Here is a 17,381-nt window from a genome sequence, read left to right as displayed (position 1 = left end):
AATCGTGTTAAATTGTAATCCCTTAGCCCCCTCGTTTTGTGTACAAATGGAAAGTTCGAAGGCCAAATCGATTAAATTTCAAACCCTTAATCTATCACTCTGCCAGAAACCTGCAACTCTATGCACAAAACGGAATCTTATGCATTCTCTTCGGCTCACAGTTTGTTACGTTTCGCCCCGGCACCTTTAGTGGGCCTATAACAATTTATATTTCAAATATTTAAAAATTACGCACAACAGATTTCCGCCTCCCGGTATCCTGGTTTCTTCTCATTTGTAGCAGAGATTTATCCCCAAAAATTTCGCATATTTCCCAAATTGAACTATCTTGCAGCCCATTTAATCCAAAATTGAAAATTTCAAAAACAAAAAATTTCACACACGCTATGAAAAAAATAGGACTGTTGCTACTTGCCGTATTGTTATTGGGCTCGACTGTTTCACAAGCTCAAACGCCAAAGAAACACTTTGCCATATACGCCGTAGCCTTCTACAACCTCGAAAACCTGTTCGACACCATCAACGACCCCGCCACAAACGACGAGGAGTTTACCCCTTCGGGCTCTTACCGCTGGGGCGGATTGAAATACCGCAACAAACTGAACAACCTCGCTTTTGCCATCAGCAACTTTGCCACCGACAACACCAGCCCCTTCAAGCTGAAAAACGGCCCGGCCGTAATCGGTGTTTCCGAAGTGGAGAATCAACAGGTACTCGAAGACCTCATCCACACCGGCAAGCTGGCTCAACGCAACTATGGTATCGTGCACTACGATTCGCCCGATGCCCGGGGTATCGACGTGGGCCTCATCTATGACAAAGACCAGTTTACGGTCGAGTCGAGCAGCAGTGCTCGACTCCACTCCCAAGAGTTCCCCAACCTCCTCACCCGCGACCAGCTGGTGGTATCGGGCCGCTTGGCCGGTGAGCGCGTGCACTTCATCGTAAACCACTGGCCCTCGCGCCTGGGCGGTGAAAAACAGTCGAGCCCCAAACGCGAGGCCGCTGCCGCTCTCACCAAACATCTGGCCGACTCGCTGCTGGCTGCCGACCCCGATTCGAAGGTCATCATCATGGGCGACCTCAACGACGACCCCACCAACAACAGCTGCAAGGTGGTACTGGGCGCCAAGAAGAAACAACAGGAGGTGAAACCCGGCGGATTCTTCAACACCATGTGGGAGATGTACGACCGCGGTATCGGCACACTGGCCTACAACGGTGCCTGGAACCTCTTTGACCAGATTATCATCTCGTCCAATCTGGTAGGGAAAGACCGCTCGACCCTGAAGTATATCCGCTCCGAGGTCTTCAACCGCGACTTCCTCAAACAGAAAGAGGGCAAATACAAAGGGTATCCTCTGCGCACCCACGCCGCCGGTGCCTACCTGAACGGTTACAGCGACCACTTCCCCACCCTCATCTACCTGGCCAAAGAGGTAGAATAATTTCTCCCGACTCTCCTATATAATATATATATAGTATGTAGTATGAATACACGAAGAGCCGCAGCGACGCTGCGGCTCTTCGTGCTTTTACCGTCATACCGGGTCTGCTGTCACAATGCCACGCGACAAGCTACCCGTCGGTCGTGCGACGAAAGGGCCACGATATAGATGCCCGAGGGATAGTCGCTCACCGGTATCGACACCTGCGTCTCGCCCGAGAGATAGTCGCACCAGAGCACACGTCCCGAAAGGTCGAGCAACTCGACCACCTCGAACTCGCCCTCGGCACAGGTAATCTCGAGCCGGTCGCCCTGGCGGGCCATGCGCCAACTATCGTTATCGATTTCGTCCACTCCGCTGTAACAGGGGTCGTTGGCAGCATCGGCCGTGGCATACTCTACCGTACCGTCGGGAGCCTGGGCATAGACCAGCCGGTCGTGCGTGTCGAAACCACTCGTTTCGCCCGAGCAACCCGGTCGCAACCAGTCGCCCTCTTCCACACCCAGCCCCTCGATCCACAGCACCGAGCCATCGGCCCAAAAGCGTTGCCGCAAGGTATTGCCCACCTCGATGGTATCAATCCGGCTGATGGTAGAGTTTACCTGGGTTTGGGTCATCCAGTCGAAGTGAGCCACCGCCTCGCCCACCTTGACCCCGAAGTCGTAAATCAGAAACTCGTGGCTATACAGATTCTCGACCGGCATCAGCTCCTGGTTAAAAGTGATGTAAACCTTCTTGTCGGCCTCGCGCACAAAGGCCAGGTTCTCGTCGGCCGTAGGTTCACAGCCCTGGAAGGTATAAAACCGCTTGTACGACTCGCCGTTCACCACGGTGTCGCCCTGAATGAGATTGCGGTAATAGCTCTTGCCAAAGAGTTCTTGAGAATAGCCCCACTCGGCACCGTCGCGTACCAGGGGCACATAGGCATACTCGGCCGACTGCGCCAGCCCCATCGAGCCCCACACGAGGGCCCACCACATGATTTTTCGCATAACTACACTATATTTTAGATTGGGTCTAATGTACCGTTGGGGTAAATTTACACCATATTCACAAGAATACCTACCCCATGCCCCCTTTTTATCAATCTGGCTTTAAACTCTTTTCAAACAAAAACATTGCGTTTATCGCCGGTTTGGCATTACTTTGCAAAAATTTCCCAAAAGAGGTATTGTCCATGTCACCCAAAGCCAAGACTTATATGCTGCCCACGGCCATGATTGCCGGGAGTGTAGCCGGCTATCTGTTCCCCCGGGCCATTGCCTACTGGGCCACCCTGCTGGCACCCTGCCTCATCTTTGCCATGCTGCTGGTCACCTATTGCAAAATCTCCATCAAAGAGCTGAGCATCAAACCCCTGCACTGGGGGCTACTCTCCATACAGATTATCGGCGGGCTTATAGTCTTCGGAGCTCTCTACTTCTGGGACCCCATCATTGCCGAAGGTACCTTCATCTGCCTCTTCTGCCCTACGGCGACGGCGGCCCCCGTCATCACCGGCATGCTGGGCGGCAGCGTATCCACGCTGGTCTCCTACAGTCTGGTCAGCAACCTGGCCGTGGCATTGCTCTCGCCTCTCATCTTTGCCTTCATGGGTGTACATGCCGACATCTCGTTTGTCGACTCCTTCCTCATCATCTGCAGCAAGGTACTGCCGCTGCTCATCTTGCCTCTGGTCATCGCCCTCGTACTGCAACGATTCTTCCCCCGCATACACAACGAGTTAAAGAACCGGCAGGCCCTCTCGTTCTACATGTGGGCCGTATCGCTTTTCCTCGTAGTGGGCAAAGCGGTCACCTTTATCATCGAACAAGGTTGGGAATCGGTACCTTTCGAAATTGCCATCGCGCTGCTTTCGCTCGTGGCCTGTGTAGGGCAGTTCTATCTGGGTCGTAAAATCGGCGGGAAATATGGCGACAAAATATCGGGAGCCCAGGGTCTGGGTCAGAAGAATACGGTGCTGGCCATCTGGATGGCTCTGACTTACCTCTCGCCCATCACCTCGATAGGTCCAGCCTCGTACATCATCTGGCAAAACAGCATCAACAGCTACCAGCTCTACCTGAAAGAGAAACGCGCAGCGGCCCACCGATAACCGTCACTCCCGGTTACCACCCCGCCACGATTCCAATCGAATCACAAATGATTATTATCCCCCTCAAACAGGGGGTGGTCGCAAGCCACCGCTAATCGGCCGACTCATCGTCGCCGGTCGTGGCCGGCAGGTTCTTCTTGGCCTTCACGCCCATGCCCTTGAGTTTCTCCACACGGCCTATCAGGTTGCCCGTACCGTTCTTCAACTTCTTCATCGCCTCGCCATAGGTGGTGTTGGCCGTTCCCAACGCCTTGCCAATCTTCTCCATGTCGTCGATGAAGCCCACAAACTTGTCGTACAGTTTGCCCGCCTCCTCGGCTATATCGATGGCGTGACGCGTCTGCTTGTCGCGCTGCCACAAGTCGGCCACCAGCTTCAAAGCCGCAATCAGGTTGGTCGGGCTCAACAGCAATACCCGCCGGTCATAGGCATACTGCCACAACGAATGGTCGGCCTGCATGGCAGCCAGGTAGGCTGCCTCGTTGGGCACGAACATCATCACATGATCGCCCTTGCCCACGTAGTCCTGATAACTCTTGTTCGACAGTTCGTCGATATGTTTCTTGACCGAAGCCAGATGCTGCTTCAGCGCGGCGGCAGCCTCTTCGGGCGTCTCGGCATTCACATAATTGACATAGGCCGTGAGCGACACCTTCGAGTCGATGACCATCTGGCGGTTGTCGCCGCCGGGGTAACGGATAATTACGTCGGGGCGCATCTTGCGGCCCTCGGCACTCTGTATCGTGTGACCCTCGTCGTCGCGCAACGTCTCCTGAATGAAATACTCGCGGTCCTTCTCCAACCCCGACTTTTCGAGAATACTCTCCAATATCATCTCGCCCCAGTCGCCCTGAATCTTCGAGTCGCCCCGCAACGCCTGGGTCAGTTGCTTGGCCTCTACACCTATGGTCTCGCTACGCTGCACCAGCTCCTTGATCTGCTCCTTCAAAGAAAACCGCTCGCGAGCCTCGCTGCTGTAGGTCTCCTCGACCGTCTTCTTGAAACCCTCGAGCCGCTCCTTCAGCGGGTTGAGCACCTCGGCCAACCGCTCCCGGTTCAACTCCGAGAAGCTCTTCGATTTCTCCTGCAATATCTCGTTGGCCAGCACCTTGAACTCGTTGCTCATCTCCTGGCGCACCCGCTGTACCTCCTGCTTCTGCACCTCCATATTCTCGACGAGCACCTGGTTGCGTGCCTGCAAGTCGCCCTTCTCGCGATTCAGCTGCTCCCGCTCCCGGCTGGCCACGTCGAGCTGCGTCTGCATCTCGGCCAACCGAGCCGTACAACTGTTCACCTGCGCCTCGAGCACACCGTTGCGCACCCTCAACTCCTCCGCTTCGCGGGCTCGCCCCTCCAAAGACTCCTGCCAACCCTTGCGTCGCGAGTTGTACAGAAACCAAAACACCACGGCAGCTACAACCAGCGTCGCCAATATACCAATCAATACAGCCATCATCGTTATATCCAATAATTATTATCTATCAATTATTCTCAATCTATCCGCAGCACCTCGAAAAACCGCCGGGCAATCTGCTCAAAGCCCCTGTCACCGGGGTGAGAAGCCACACCCTCATCGGTAGTAATCGTTTCGTATCCCTGCCAGGTCAGGGTCTTTGCTTCGACATTATCGCTATATCCCGTCACCTGCACGGTTGCCTGGTACGCTCGCCCGCCAATCGTGAAATCGATTTGCAGACGATTGTCCGGCAGCACAGCATAACGGGTATATTTCAAAGTCTGAGACGTCGGCTCCGTACGGGTCACGACAGTCCCTATCGAGCTGCTGTTGGCAGCAGAGCGAATATCGTTTATCGTAATAAGCGCCACATCGTGAGGCCGACAGGCATCCTTTATCGCCGTCGTAACCTGATTCGAAGCGTACCAGCCATACATCCACACGATACGGGCCCGAGGTGCTCCGCTTCTTATGGTCCTGACAAGCGCTCTGGCCCCTTGCACAAAAGCAGCTCGCTTGCTCTGTGTGTTTACATTCTCGCCAATCTGCACGACTACCAGATCCAAATCGTCGCTCAACCGGGGCTGCAACATGTTTTCCAACCAGGCCCTCTGCTGCTTCTCATTCTCGCAAGCCTCGAACCCCGTCCCCGACAACCGTATGTCGGTATACGCCGGATTCTTTTCCAGAAACCGCTTCTGCAGGATAGCGTGATAATCGCAATCCTCACAAGTCGCATTCATGCCAAAAGTACCATTACCCAACAGCAAAGAATTCCCGATAAACAGAGCCTTATCGGGAACTTCCAACTTACCTGTCGCCTTCTCTTCCCAAACGGTATCGCACGACATCGTTATAAAGAGCAAAAGAGTAAGACATAAACAACGCAAGAGACGGTTCATGGGACTACACGATACAACGATACACAATTATTTGACAAAGATATTAAATGACACGAACAGAGACAAACGAAAAAAATCATTCCCCCGCAAATATTCTCGCACTTCTCCCCCACAAACCGACAATAAATTTCTCCATTCTCACTTTTATAATTACATTTGTAACCATAACCGACAAAAATTCCAGCGTATGAAATTAGGAGATGTATGGTTCTCGGCCCTTACCGAAGCCGAAAACAACGACCACATGATTATCGTTTCGGGCCGTACCGAAATCGAGCCGTTCATTCAATCGGGCAAGTTCAAGGAGCGGGTCGAAATCACCTGGAAATACGAGCCCGACAGCAAAGGCATGCCCACCGAAAAGACCAGCGAACTCATGGAGGAGGCACAAACCGCTCTGAAACGGGCCATGGAGAAGGACAAACTGGCTATCTTCACCGGCATCTATACGGGCGACGGCGAGCGTACCTGGGTGTTCTACACCCGCAACATCCCCGCTTTCGGCCGCACCCTCAACGAAGCTCTCGCCCCCTTCGAGACCCTGCCTATCACCATCTATACCGAGAAAGATCCCGAGTGGAACGAATACCGCGAGATGTGTGAGTTGAAGGGACAGGACGACGACTGCGAAATCGACGAATACGACGACAGCCCCGAGGAGTAACCACCTCCAGCCCCGGCTGCCTCATCCCGGATAAGACAAAAGGGAGAACTCGACACCATCGTGCGGGCTCTCCCTTTTTGTTTATCGGTTTACGACTCTTGTACAGATTTTACTCTTCCTCGTCGTCCTCTTCCTTCATGTTGTGGAATACGTTCTGCACATCCTCATCCTCTTCGAAACGCTCGATAAGCTTCTCGATCGAGGCACGTTGTTCGGGAGTCACCTCCTTCACGTCGTTGGGAATACGCTCAAATTCGGCGCTGATAATCTCATAGCCGGCCTCCTCGAGGTGGTGCTGGATGTTATTGTTCTCCGAGAACTCGCCGTAGAGTACGATTTCCTCGTCGTCGGCCTCCAGCTCGTCTACGCCGTAGTCGATCATTTCGAGTTCGAGGTCTTCGAGCGACACACCCTCTTTGGGTTTGATGTGGAACACACACTTGTGGTCAAAGAGGAACGAAAGGCTACCCGTCGTGCCCAGCGAACCGCCGGCCTTGTTGAAGTAGCTGCGCACGTTGGCTACGGTACGGGTAGTATTGTCGGTAGCAGTCTCTACCACGATAGCGATACCGAAAGGACCGTATCCTTCGTAAACGACCTCTTTATAATCACCGGCATCTTTCGACGATGCTTTCTTGATAGCCCGTTCTACATTCTCTTTGGGCATGTTGGCGGCTTTGGCATTCTGCATCAGCACGCGCAGACGGGGGTTGGCATCGGGATCGGGACCGCCGGCTTTTACGGCAATAGAGATTTCCTTACCAATCTTCGTGAACGTACGGGCCATATTGCCCCAACGCTTCAATTTTCTGGCTTTACGATATTCAAAAGCTCTTCCCATAGGATAATTTTATCTTTTACTTTTATTTTTTGTTAGTATTGAATCATCTCAACTGTGCCTCCAGCTTCTGTTGCAGATTGGAGACTATCTTGTGCATGACAGCGTCAATCTGCTTGTCGTTGAGGGTCTTGTTCTCGTCTTGCAACATGAAGGTAACGGCATACGACTTCTTGCCCTCGGGCAGATTCTTACCCTCGTACACGTCGAAGAGGTAAACCTCCTTGAGCAGTTTGCGCTCACTCTCGCGAGCCACCTTCTCGATGTCGGCAAAGGCCACCGTGTTGTCTACCAGCAGAGCCAGGTCGCGCTTCACGGCCTGGAACTTGGGCAGGTCGCTGAAGAGTACGGCGTGTTTGGCGGCCATCTTCATCAGGGCATCCCAGTTCAGTTCGGCAAAGGCCACATCGGCATCGATGTCGAACCGCTTCAGTATCTTGTGCGATACGAGACCCATCTTGCCGAGCAGTTTGCCGCCGCGGTTGCTGTAGGTGAGGGCTGCCGAGTAGACCTCGTCGCTCGTCTGCACGGCCACGATGTCGCCGGCAATGCCCAGGCGGGCAAAGATATTCTCGACGTAAGCCTTCATCTCATACACGGTCGACTTCTCATCGGGGTGAGCCCAACTGCCTTCCACCCGGTTTCCGGTGAGCCACAAGGCAAAATGCTTCTCCTCGCTGTAACCCGAGAGAATCTTCTCGCCGTTGTGTGCCTCGGGGTTGAAGTAGTAGCAGTTGCCGTTCTCGTAGAACCGCAGATTGGCCCGACGACGGTTGATGTTGTGCGAAATGCTCTCCAAGCCGCCGAACAGCAGGGTTTGACGCATCACGTTCAGGTCGTTGCTCAGCGGGTTGAGCAGCGTCACGCAGTGAGCACGGGGCCAGCATTGCAGGTCGTCGTAGTAGGCACCACAGGTGAGCGAGTTGTTCATAATCTCGTTGAACCCGCAGCCGGTCAACTGCTCCGAAACCAGATTCAGCAACTGGTGGGCCTCATCGACCGGAGTCTTGTAGGAGAGGCTCGAGTGTACGCGGTCCGAAATCTCCACCTGGTTGTATCCGTAGATACGCAGCAGGTCTTCGATTACGTCGACATCGCGCTGTACATCCACCCGATAGGTGGGCACCCGCAGGGAGAGCTCGCGCTCATTCTCGCTCACAATCTCGATTTCGAGGCTGTGCAGGATGCTCTTCACCGTTTCGGCAGGGATGTGCTTGCCGATAAGGGTATCTATCTTTTCATAAGTCAATGTCACGGGGAAAGGCGCTACGGGCGACGGATAGATGTCGACGATGTCGCCGCAGATTTCGCCGCCGGCCAACTCTTTCACCAGCATGGCAGCCCGTTTGAGGGCATAAAGGGTATCGTTGGGATCGACGCCCCGCTCGAAGCGGAACGACGAGTCGGTATTCAATCCTTGACGACGGGCCGTCTTGCGCACCCACGTGGGGTTGAAGCAGGCCGATTCGAGGAATACATCGGTCGTCTCGTCGGTCACGCCCGACTTCAAACCACCGAATACGCCGGCAATACACATAGGCTCCTCGGTGTTGCATATCATCAGGTCACGGTCTGTCAACGTGCGTTCCACCTCATCGAGCGTAACGAACTTGTCGCCCTCCTTGGCCGGTTTCACAATCACCTTGCCGCCGGCGATGCGGTTCAGGTCGAAGCAGTGGAGCGGTTGCCCCGTGCCGTGCAGCAGGTAGTTGGTAATATCGACCACATTGTTGATGGGTCGCAACCCGATAGCCGACAGACGTTGCTTCAACCAGTCGGGGCTCTCCGCCACCTTCACGTTGCGCACCGTCACGCCGCTGTATCGGATACAGGCCTCGTGATTCTCCACCTCGACAGCGATGCCGCCATCCTTGCGGTCGATGGCAAAGCCCTCTACCGACGGACGATGCAGGCCGCCATCGTGTCCGTGCCGGGTCAGATAGGCTGCCAGGTCACGAGCCACGCCGTAGTGCGATGCAGCATCGATGCGGTTGGGGGTAATGTCGACTTCGAGAATGTAGTCGCTCTTGATATTGTAATACTCTTTGGCGGGCGTACCGGGTTTCACCGGCTCGGGCAGCACGATGATGCCATCGTGCGAAGTGCCGATACCGATTTCGTCTTCGGCACAAATCATGCCGAACGACTCCACGCCGCGGATTTTCGATTTCTTGATGGTAAAGCTCTCGTCGCCGCTATACAACACGGTGCCCAGCGTGGCCACTACCACATATTGCCCGGCAGCGACATTGGCGGCGCCGCACACGATTTGAGCCGGCTCGGCTTCGCCCAGGTCGACGGTCGTAATATGCAGGTGGTCCGAATTGGGGTGATCTACACAGGTGAGCACTTTGCCGATAACCAGGCCGTTGAGGCCTCCTTTTATCGTCTGTACCTCCTCGATGCCGCCGGTTTCGAGGCCGATGGAGGTAAGAGCAGCCGAAAGTTCCTCGGGAGTGAGGTCGAAATTTACATAATCTTTCAGCCAGTTATACGAAATATTCATAATGAACCAATTTTATCTTCTATCCTATCGCATTCCGAAAGAGCCCTTTGAACGGGCTCCCCGAAAAATTTTGCCAAAGTTAATAAGAAACTGTTTAAAAGCCAACCGCTCTACCGATTTTTCAACCCGCGCCGACGCTATTTCTTTTCGGTATCCTGCACGCCCGAGCCTGCCGTAATCGAGAGGAAACGGGGCGGTATGGGAGTCTCGAAATTCATCTCCTTGCGGGTAACCGGGTGGGCAAAGCGCAACTTGTAGGCATGCAGAGCCACCCGACCCAACGGGCTGCCGTGAGCGCCATACTTGCGGTCGCCGGCAATGCTGTGACCCAGGTCGTGCATGTGCACACGTATCTGATTCTTGCGTCCGGTAGCCAAGTTGAGCTCTACCAGCGAGAAATGCTTGTTGCTGCTCAACACCTTGTAGCGGGTAATGGCCAACTGCCCCTCCTCGGGATTGTCGGTCGAGTAGACCTGATAGGCCGAATTCTCGGCCAGATACGACCGCACCATCCCCTCGGGCTGTTCCATCTGACCCTCGACCACAGCCACATACTTGCGCTCGAGCACCATGTTGTGCCAGTTGTGCTGCATCTGCTCCTGTATGCCTTTGCTCTTGGCAAACATCATCAGCCCCGAGGTGTCGCGGTCGAGCCGGTGTACGATGAAGAGTCTGTTTTCGGGGTTCTGCGACTTCACATAGTCGCTCAAGATGCTGTATGCCGTGCCGGTCTTGATGCGCTCGGTCGACATCGACAGCAAGCCGTAGCCCTTGTCGATGACCAGGATATACTCATCTTCATAGACCAGCCGCAGGCGGTTGTGCTTGAACACGCTAAACCCGGCCTTGAAGTTGATTTTCAACTCGTCGCCGGCATGCAGTAGCGTGTCGAACTGGGTCACCGGCATATCGTTCACCGCGACCTGGCGATGGACCAGATACGACTTGACCGTAGTGCGGCTCTTGTCGCCGAAGAGCGTATACAGGTAGTTGAGCAACGTGTCGTCGTGCTCGACGGTGTAGTGCTTGACATCCTTGTCGGAAAACCGACGGACTGGCCGTTTGTGAGAAGGTTGGCGCATACGTTTTCTATTTTTGCAATTTTGTCGTGCAAAGATAGTGCAAAGCCACCGCAAAGACAAACATAACCCGCTCTTTTATACGCAAACGGCCGGTCCGCACCGGCCGACCCGTCTGCTCTGCACGGCAAGACTAACCGTCGATCATACCCAGCTTGCTGGCTATCCCCACGGCAATCGACCACACGATAAATGCAATGAATCCCACCACCAGCGCCGACAGGAAACCGTCGCTTATCCATGCCGAGATGAATGTCACGACCACTCCCAGAAGCCCCCCGAACATGATGATATACCCCATGGCCCGCCAGACGAAGACAATAGCTGCCAGAATGAAGGCAACGACCGACCAGAGGAAACTGAATACCCGGCGCACCCCGTCGCCCACCCGCTCCCAGAAGGTGCGTTGGGGACGGTGTATGTAATCGGGGCGGCCTTGCGAAATGATTTCGCCGGTCGACATGTCTACCCGGGTGCCGTTGCGCAGGGTTATGATGCGATGCTTGCCCATGGATTCCTATTGTCTGCACTCCATACACTCAGCATCCTTTTTCAACTTCACGCCATACCAGCGCAGGATGGTGAGGTGACGCTTGGGGTTGTTGTTGAACGGGGCCCAGTTGGCAAACTGGTAGTCGCGCCGGTTGGCCCAGATGTAGTAGTCGTAGGTGAGCTCCTCGAGCAGCGACGAGATGCCGCACTCGATACCCCTCGACAGTTCGTTGAGGGCCAGCTTCACCATCATGTTGTTGATGGGAGCGATGTCGGTCGACAGCCCCACCTGCACCATGGCATTGGCATCTTCGTCGGACACGTAGGCCGGGATGATGCCCAGCTCGCGGGCCCGGCGCACATCGGTAATCTCGTCGTTCTGGTGATAGATGGGATTTCCCGTGAGGCAGGCGTAACAGGGTCCGCCCGGCCGCACCCGCAGAATATCGCCCCCTTCGGCCCGGGTAACGGCCCGGCCGAACAGCCCCACCTTGCCCAGCTTCACCAGCCGGGCGTTGATGTTGTAGCGGCTGGCATACTCGTCGGTAGCCACGATGGTGAGGTCGCTCTCGGCAATACATCGCTCGAGCTCGTCGAGGTGCCGGTTGATGTCGATGGCCAGGGTCTCGACCTGCGCATAGGGGTTCTTCAGCAGGATGGCATCTTTCACGGCGTTGACCTTGAGACGCCCCAACTCGTTCACGCCGCAAATGTGGCGCGAAATGTTGTGCAGTTCTATGCGGTCGAAGTCGATGAGGATGAAATGCCCCACCCCGGCCTTGGCCAGCTCGACGGCAATAGGAGCACCACCGCTCCCGAGCCCCACAATCAGCACCTTCTTCTCCTCCAGAGCCCCCACCTCGAGCAACCCTTTGCTGCGGGTATAGAGCTCGCTGCGGCGGGGCACATACTTCACGGCAGCCTCGACCTGTTGCTCGCCATCGACGATAAAGGCACGCGACTTCACCCGGTTGTCGGCCTCGACCCGGATGCACACAATCACCACCGGCACCCGCCGGGCTTCGGCCGGCAAATCGCGATAGACGGCAGCCGCCTCGTCGTCGGCCCGCTCATACCCCGCCTGGTCTACCACTCTGAAGAGGCAGGGCATCGAGTAACCCGTAGGGGCCACCTGCGGGTACTTGAGGTAGACGTGGTACACCTGCTCGCCCTTCCACTCGAAGGCAGCCCCGAAACACTGCGCCTGCCCGCTGTTCCAGAACTCCTGCAGATGATTCTGATAGAGATAAACAATCGGTTCCATACCCGGTCAGTTGGCATAGTAGGGTTTCGTGCCGATGGTCGTGCCCACCTTCTCCTTTCCGCTGCGTTCGGCCTCGGCCGGAGTCATCGCCTCCAGTTCGCCGTCGTCGCCGATTACCAGTTCCACTTCGCGGCGTCCGCTGTTGGTCTGCGCCAGAGCTTCGCCCAAATCTACACAATCGTCGGTTTTCTTTTTGTCGAACAGTCCCATAATTACTCTTTTTTATCGGTTTTACAATTCATTTTCAACAGGTTCAATAGGCCGCCCCCTTCAGAAATTCGTCGAGGGTACGCCCCGTTTTCAGGTGGCACTCGTACATCTCGAGCCAGATGCGCACCTTGATGATAATCTGGTAGAGGGTGATGCGGTTGGGCGCCCAGTCGGCATGGCCGTAGTGGCATACCCGCACACAACCATTCTCGCCGGCCAGCGTGTGCATGCTGTGGCTGGGCGAGAGCATACTGCCACCCGAGCGGGTCAGCAGGGGTTTAGGACTGGTGATGAACACCTTCGGGATATTGTAGGGGTAGTTGTCCGAGAGGTCGATCTTCACCACGTAACACCGCAGGGAGTTAGTCTGGATGGCTACCGCCAGATAGGGATGCGATGTATTCATATCCATAAACCGGTATTGTTTGGGTTTGATGGTCGAGTTTTGCAACACGCCCAACTCGATTTGGTACCTTTCATTTGTCATATCGATAAATCTTTTAAACGGTTAATCACTGACGGGGCTATCCCATCGGACAGCGGACTCCAGAGAGGGGCCCCGGGCCGCCCCAAAGCTCCCAGATTCCACGACGAAGTCTCCCCCGCCTGATAGCGCACCACATAAGGGGCCCTCACCGGGAAATCCGGACCGAATACCAGCCGCCACGAGGCCCGGCCGGGCACTTCGAATCGCACCTCGATGGTCTCGTCGTCGACCTTCAGCAGTTTCGCATCGGCATAGCGCCCCTGTATGTAAGCCACAATCTGCTTCAGTTGCAGGCGGTTCGCCCGGTCGTTCAGCCAAAAGCCGCGCTCGAAAGTCACCTGCTCCGCGGCAGGAGCCTGCTGCGCGCCCCGGGCATTCATCTCGCCATATACGGCTACGGAGGTAAACGGGAAAATCAGACTGTCGCCGTGGGCTGCATCGTAACGGGCCCGTACCGGCCCCTCGCCCGGCACGACCAGCCACGGGCGCTGCTCCATCGTCACCCGATGGTGCAGATTCACAAACGAGAAAGCGTTGGCCGAGGCCCTCTGCCGCACACATACCCCGATGGCCAGCACGCAACGCGACAGACCGTCGGCATACATACCCTCGTGTATCGACTGCACGTCGCCTCCGCTCGGATGCGAAAGACCCAGCCCGTGATGCGAATGCCACACCCCGATGTGCGACAACCGATGCTCCCGCGACAGCAGGTCGACATGGCGTTGCAGATAATCGGCATCCTGGACGAAACTGGTAAACCGGCGCACCGATTTCGGCCCCGGCCCCAGCACATACACCACCACGGCATCGCCCTCGGCAGTCCAGTAGCCGAACAGGTTACCCCCTGTCTCCATCTGTGGCGAGTCGAGGATAACCCGCATCATGAAATCCAACTCTTCCCGGTAAACATAGATGTCCCCATAAATCCCCTTATCAGTCTCCATACGGATAGTGTTTTTCGCTTGCCAAAAACAGGTTACTCTCTCTTTACGCAATATAAGCAAAAAATATCGACATATACAAACTTATGGCCAAGAAAATGAACACAGCGAATCCAAACCGTCGCAGGGTAGAGTCCAACAGCAAATGCAAAACTACAAAACGTTTATGAAGAATCTGTATTTGGGCGAATCAAAATTAAGTTTTTCCCGAGGTCTTCGATTCAATTTCTTTTGTATCTCTTTGATTTTCCAGTCGGAGAAATCCTGAAAGTTGGCCTTTTTTGGGATATATTTCCGAATAAGCTTGTTTGCATTCTCAATGGCTCCTTTCTGCCAGGCTGAATAAGCATCCGTAAAATAAACCTTAACTGGCGGCCTACCTTTGAGGCTGAGTTGTTTGGTTATCTCCTGATGTGCTGCAAATTCACAACCGTTGTCGGTGGTAATCGTATGTATCGTTTGCCTATATGGGAACAGCAGTCGGATGACCGCCCGGGCCGTCGGTAGGGCTTTCCGTCCCTGAGGCAACTTTTCCATGAGTATGAAATTGGTCGAACGTTCGGTTAGGGTGACGATGGCATGACCGCAGGAGTCGATGATGGTGTCCATTTCCCAATCGCCGAATCGGGTTCCGTCTGCCTCCTTGGGGCGCTCGTGTATGCTTGTGCGGTTGGGTATATTGGTCGCTTTTGTCGGACACAGGATTTTGCCTCGCTTTTTGTATTTGAGCCCATGAGGCATATGCAGAGCCAGTTTCCCGGTCGTATCGGCATGGACATGGTTGTAGATGGTCTGCTTGGCGATGTGGATACCTTCTTTCCTGAGTACTCCCGCTATCTGGGCCGGAGACCATTCCTCCTCTTCGATCATGCGCTCAATTCGCCACCATAGATCTTCCGGTTTCCTGTGATGGCCCTTAAATCCGTGCTTGCGGCTATCACACTGCCTCTGAGCATATTTCCATATATACTCTCCTTCCGGCTTTGAGTTGCGCCTGATTTCCCGACTGACTGTCGATTTTGATACTCCTATTTCCTCTGCTATGCGAGAACGGCTCCATTTCCTTTTCAGACCAAGATATATTTCATATCTTTGGGCTTCGATTAGTTGATTTGACATGGCAATACAAAATTAATTAATCGTAGGGAGATTTCGGTCTCCCTTTTTTGTATTGCTGTTGGACGCTCTCAGGGGCTTTGCGCCCCCGCCGCTATGGCTTCCCCCGCAGTGTTTTTCATAGTTCTTGTTCCTTCCTTACTCGAAAAACGTTGCGTTTTGATTTGGATTCTTCACCAAACCGTCGCAGCAACAGCAATCGGCAGCCCCTCCCCGGGTGAGCTGCAAATGATCAAATCATACAAAAACACAAGGAGAAAAAGTTTTATCCGCAAAATTTGCCAGTTAAGAAAAAGGACTTTACATTTGCAATAGAGAAACAGCCGTTTCGGAAACAGCCGTTTCGGAACTAACCATTCAGGCCATGAGATTTTTTGACAGGACAGAAGAAATTCAATCACTGAAAGAGATACGGACATTGTCGGAAAGCAATGCTCAGTTTACCGTGGTAACGGGGCGCCGTCGCATCGGCAAGACAGCACTCGTATGGAAGGCATACGAAGCGGAAACCATACTCTATTTTTTTGTCGCCCGAAAGGCCGAGAGCGATTTATGCGGCGATTACCTCCTCGAAATAGAAAACAAGTTGGGCCTCCCGACCCTGGGAAAGGTGGAGCATTTTTCCGAAATTTTCGAATATCTGATGAAACTGTCCGTCACACGCCCCATCACACTGTTTATCGACGAGTTCCAAGAGTTCTTCAGAGTCAACAAGTCGATATACAGCGACATGCAACGTATTTGGGATTTATACCACACAAGGGCGCGCATCAATCTCATTGTATGCGGTTCCATCTTCTCGATGATGACCAAGATATTCAAAGACAAGAAAGAACCCCTGTACAATCGCCAAACACGATTCATGTCGATAAAACCCTTTACGACCAAAGTCTTGAAGGAAATCATGGCCGAGTATAATCCCCAATATACGCCAGAAGACTTATTGGCCCTCTATTCTTTTACCGGCGGTGTAGCTAAATACGTTCAGTTACTGATCGATGCAGGAGCTACAACCAAAACAAAAATGCTAAACCAAATGATCAAGGCCGACTCCATATTTCTGGGAGAAGGCAAGGCAATCCTCATCGAGGAATTTGGCAAAGACTATGGCAATTATTTCTCCATCCTCTCTGCCATTGCGCGCGGCAAGACTTCGCGTTCGGAAATCGAGAATGTCATCGGTAAAGAGATAGGAGGCTATCTCACCAAGTTGGAAAAAGAGTATGAGATGATTGCCAAGAGACAACCCATTTTTGAGAAAAATTCGACAAAGAATGTTCGCTATACGATTAAGGATAACTTCTTTACTTTCTGGTTCCGCTTCATATACAAGTATAACTATATGCTTGAAATAGAGAATTACGACGCCGTAAAGACAATCATCAACCGGGATTACGAAACTTTCTCGGGGCTGATGCTCGAGCGCTACTTCAAGCAAATGCTCATTGAGAGCAAGGAGTATACCCGCGTAGGCAGTTGGTGGGACCGCAAGGGAGAAAACGAGATAGACATCGTTGCCGAAAACGAACTGAACGACAACGCGGTTTTCATCGAAGTAAAACGTAAATCCGACAATTTCGATCCCGGAGCACTGAACAACAAGGCAGCAACCTTCCTTCGTGCCACGGGCAAATTTAAGAATTACACGATTTCCCGGAAAGGATTGTCTATGAACGACATGGAATCGGCGACTCTGAACCTGTCATAAAACCCGACAACAACAGCACACGAACAACCGGCCCGGTATTCCCAATCTCAAAAACCCTTACCGATACACTTTGCCGTTAAGGGACATACGGTCCCTTCAATTCCCGAAGAAGCAAAAAACAGTCATTATCTTGGTCTTTCCACAAATAACTATTACCTTTGCCCGCTGCATC

General features: G+C 53.7%; 16 protein-coding genes. 4 read left to right on the top strand and 12 right to left on the bottom strand.

Going from position 1 to position 17,381, the window contains the following annotated elements; all coding sequences use genetic code 11:
• Window positions 1-386: 386 nt before the first annotated feature.
• Entirely contained in the window at window positions 387-1,448 is a 1,062-nt protein-coding gene (locus tag ABGT88_RS04900; RefSeq protein WP_087408129.1) for an endonuclease, read from the top strand.
• A 110-nt stretch (window positions 1,449-1,558) separates the two neighbouring features.
• Here the strand turns inward: ABGT88_RS04900 and ABGT88_RS04895 are convergent, their stop codons facing one another.
• On the bottom strand, window positions 1,559-2,440 hold the full coding sequence (locus tag ABGT88_RS04895) for a hypothetical protein (RefSeq protein WP_346700742.1): 882 nt from the start codon (window positions 2,438-2,440) through the stop codon (window positions 1,559-1,561).
• A 185-nt stretch (window positions 2,441-2,625) separates the two neighbouring features.
• Here ABGT88_RS04895 and ABGT88_RS04890 point away from each other — a divergent pair, with 185 nt between their 5' ends.
• Window positions 2,626-3,543 carry a bile acid:sodium symporter family protein gene (locus ABGT88_RS04890; protein WP_087408131.1) on the top strand — a complete coding sequence of 306 codons (918 nt, stop codon included), beginning with the start codon at window positions 2,626-2,628 and terminating at the stop codon, window positions 3,541-3,543.
• Between the two features lie 91 nt (window positions 3,544-3,634).
• Here the strand turns inward: ABGT88_RS04890 and rmuC are convergent, their stop codons facing one another.
• Window positions 3,635-4,999 (bottom strand): DNA recombination protein RmuC, encoded by a 1,365-nt coding sequence (gene rmuC / locus ABGT88_RS04885; RefSeq protein WP_346700740.1) that lies wholly within the window; start codon window positions 4,997-4,999, stop codon window positions 3,635-3,637.
• Window positions 5,000-5,034: 35 nt separating this feature from the next.
• A complete protein-coding gene (locus ABGT88_RS04880; RefSeq protein ID WP_258326493.1) occupies window positions 5,035-5,850 on the bottom strand; it encodes an SGNH/GDSL hydrolase family protein in 816 nt (271 codons plus the stop codon).
• A gap of 238 nt (window positions 5,851-6,088) precedes the next feature.
• On the opposite strand from ABGT88_RS04880, the gene ABGT88_RS04875 reads away from it, so the two are divergent.
• Window positions 6,089-6,565 (top strand): DUF695 domain-containing protein, encoded by a 477-nt coding sequence (locus tag ABGT88_RS04875; RefSeq protein WP_087408134.1) that lies wholly within the window; start codon window positions 6,089-6,091, stop codon window positions 6,563-6,565.
• Window positions 6,566-6,674: 109 nt separating this feature from the next.
• Here the strand turns inward: ABGT88_RS04875 and ABGT88_RS04870 are convergent, their stop codons facing one another.
• From ABGT88_RS04870 to ABGT88_RS04830, 9 genes are all read right to left on the bottom strand, one after another.
• Complete coding sequence (locus ABGT88_RS04870; RefSeq protein ID WP_087408135.1) at window positions 6,675-7,406, bottom strand: YebC/PmpR family DNA-binding transcriptional regulator; 732 nt, start codon at window positions 7,404-7,406, stop codon at window positions 6,675-6,677.
• A 43-nt stretch (window positions 7,407-7,449) separates the two neighbouring features.
• Window positions 7,450-9,909, bottom strand: a complete 2,460-nt coding sequence (gene pheT / locus ABGT88_RS04865) for a phenylalanine--tRNA ligase subunit beta (RefSeq protein WP_346700736.1) — start codon at window positions 9,907-9,909, stop codon at window positions 7,450-7,452.
• A gap of 137 nt (window positions 9,910-10,046) precedes the next feature.
• Window positions 10,047-10,991, bottom strand: coding sequence for an RluA family pseudouridine synthase (locus ABGT88_RS04860; RefSeq protein ID WP_087408137.1), 945 nt, complete (start codon window positions 10,989-10,991; stop codon window positions 10,047-10,049).
• 130 nt (window positions 10,992-11,121) lie between these two features.
• Window positions 11,122-11,499 carry a hypothetical protein gene (locus ABGT88_RS04855; RefSeq protein ID WP_087408138.1) on the bottom strand — a complete coding sequence of 126 codons (378 nt, stop codon included), beginning with the start codon at window positions 11,497-11,499 and terminating at the stop codon, window positions 11,122-11,124.
• A 6-nt stretch (window positions 11,500-11,505) separates the two neighbouring features.
• Window positions 11,506-12,744 carry a ThiF family adenylyltransferase gene (locus tag ABGT88_RS04850; RefSeq protein WP_258326504.1) on the bottom strand — a complete coding sequence of 413 codons (1,239 nt, stop codon included), beginning with the start codon at window positions 12,742-12,744 and terminating at the stop codon, window positions 11,506-11,508.
• A 6-nt stretch (window positions 12,745-12,750) separates the two neighbouring features.
• Window positions 12,751-12,954, bottom strand: coding sequence for a hypothetical protein (locus ABGT88_RS04845; protein ID WP_087408140.1), 204 nt, complete (start codon window positions 12,952-12,954; stop codon window positions 12,751-12,753).
• Between the two features lie 43 nt (window positions 12,955-12,997).
• On the bottom strand, window positions 12,998-13,441 hold the full coding sequence (locus tag ABGT88_RS04840) for a hypothetical protein (protein WP_087408141.1): 444 nt from the start codon (window positions 13,439-13,441) through the stop codon (window positions 12,998-13,000).
• The gene (locus tag ABGT88_RS04835) at window positions 13,438-14,388 is read right to left on the bottom strand and encodes a Mov34/MPN/PAD-1 family protein (RefSeq protein WP_346700732.1); all 951 of its coding nucleotides are present in this window, start codon (window positions 14,386-14,388) and stop codon (window positions 13,438-13,440) included. Before ABGT88_RS04835 ends, ABGT88_RS04840 begins: the two co-directional genes overlap by 4 nt.
• Window positions 14,389-14,538: 150 nt before the next feature.
• Window positions 14,539-15,504, bottom strand: coding sequence for an IS30 family transposase (locus ABGT88_RS04830; protein ID WP_346699950.1), 966 nt, complete (start codon window positions 15,502-15,504; stop codon window positions 14,539-14,541).
• 361 nt (window positions 15,505-15,865) lie between these two features.
• On the opposite strand from ABGT88_RS04830, the gene ABGT88_RS04825 reads away from it, so the two are divergent.
• The gene (locus tag ABGT88_RS04825) at window positions 15,866-17,209 is read left to right on the top strand and encodes an ATP-binding protein (RefSeq protein WP_346700730.1); all 1,344 of its coding nucleotides are present in this window, start codon (window positions 15,866-15,868) and stop codon (window positions 17,207-17,209) included.
• Window positions 17,210-17,381 lie beyond the last annotated feature (172 nt).

It is taken from the genome of Barnesiella sp. An22, assembly GCF_963931395.1.
Classification (GTDB): domain Bacteria; phylum Bacteroidota; class Bacteroidia; order Bacteroidales; family Barnesiellaceae; genus Barnesiella; species Barnesiella merdigallinarum.
This window is presented reverse-complemented; position numbering and strand designations above follow the sequence as displayed.

Excerpts from the sequence above, each read along its gene's own strand:
- ABGT88_RS04900 (WP_087408129.1), top strand. The coding sequence starts at position 387 with ATGAAAAAAATAGGACTGTTGCTACTTGCCGTATTGTTATTGGGCTCG.
- ABGT88_RS04895 (WP_346700742.1), bottom strand. The coding sequence starts at position 2,440 with ATGCGAAAAATCATGTGGTGGGCCCTCGTGTGGGGCTCGATGGGGCTG.
- ABGT88_RS04890 (WP_087408131.1), top strand. The coding sequence starts at position 2,626 with ATGTCACCCAAAGCCAAGACTTATATGCTGCCCACGGCCATGATTGCC.
- rmuC (WP_346700740.1), bottom strand. The coding sequence starts at position 4,999 with ATGATGGCTGTATTGATTGGTATATTGGCGACGCTGGTTGTAGCTGCC.
- ABGT88_RS04880 (WP_258326493.1), bottom strand. The coding sequence starts at position 5,850 with ATGTCGTGCGATACCGTTTGGGAAGAGAAGGCGACAGGTAAGTTGGAA.
- ABGT88_RS04875 (WP_087408134.1), top strand. The coding sequence starts at position 6,089 with ATGAAATTAGGAGATGTATGGTTCTCGGCCCTTACCGAAGCCGAAAAC.
- ABGT88_RS04870 (WP_087408135.1), bottom strand. The coding sequence starts at position 7,406 with ATGGGAAGAGCTTTTGAATATCGTAAAGCCAGAAAATTGAAGCGTTGG.
- pheT (WP_346700736.1), bottom strand. The coding sequence starts at position 9,909 with ATGAATATTTCGTATAACTGGCTGAAAGATTATGTAAATTTCGACCTC.
- ABGT88_RS04860 (WP_087408137.1), bottom strand. The coding sequence starts at position 10,991 with ATGCGCCAACCTTCTCACAAACGGCCAGTCCGTCGGTTTTCCGACAAG.
- ABGT88_RS04855 (WP_087408138.1), bottom strand. The coding sequence starts at position 11,499 with ATGGGCAAGCATCGCATCATAACCCTGCGCAACGGCACCCGGGTAGAC.
- ABGT88_RS04850 (WP_258326504.1), bottom strand. The coding sequence starts at position 12,744 with ATGGAACCGATTGTTTATCTCTATCAGAATCATCTGCAGGAGTTCTGG.
- ABGT88_RS04845 (WP_087408140.1), bottom strand. The coding sequence starts at position 12,954 with ATGGGACTGTTCGACAAAAAGAAAACCGACGATTGTGTAGATTTGGGC.
- ABGT88_RS04840 (WP_087408141.1), bottom strand. The coding sequence starts at position 13,441 with ATGACAAATGAAAGGTACCAAATCGAGTTGGGCGTGTTGCAAAACTCG.
- ABGT88_RS04835 (WP_346700732.1), bottom strand. The coding sequence starts at position 14,388 with ATGGAGACTGATAAGGGGATTTATGGGGACATCTATGTTTACCGGGAA.
- ABGT88_RS04830 (WP_346699950.1), bottom strand. The coding sequence starts at position 15,504 with ATGTCAAATCAACTAATCGAAGCCCAAAGATATGAAATATATCTTGGT.
- ABGT88_RS04825 (WP_346700730.1), top strand. The coding sequence starts at position 15,866 with ATGAGATTTTTTGACAGGACAGAAGAAATTCAATCACTGAAAGAGATA.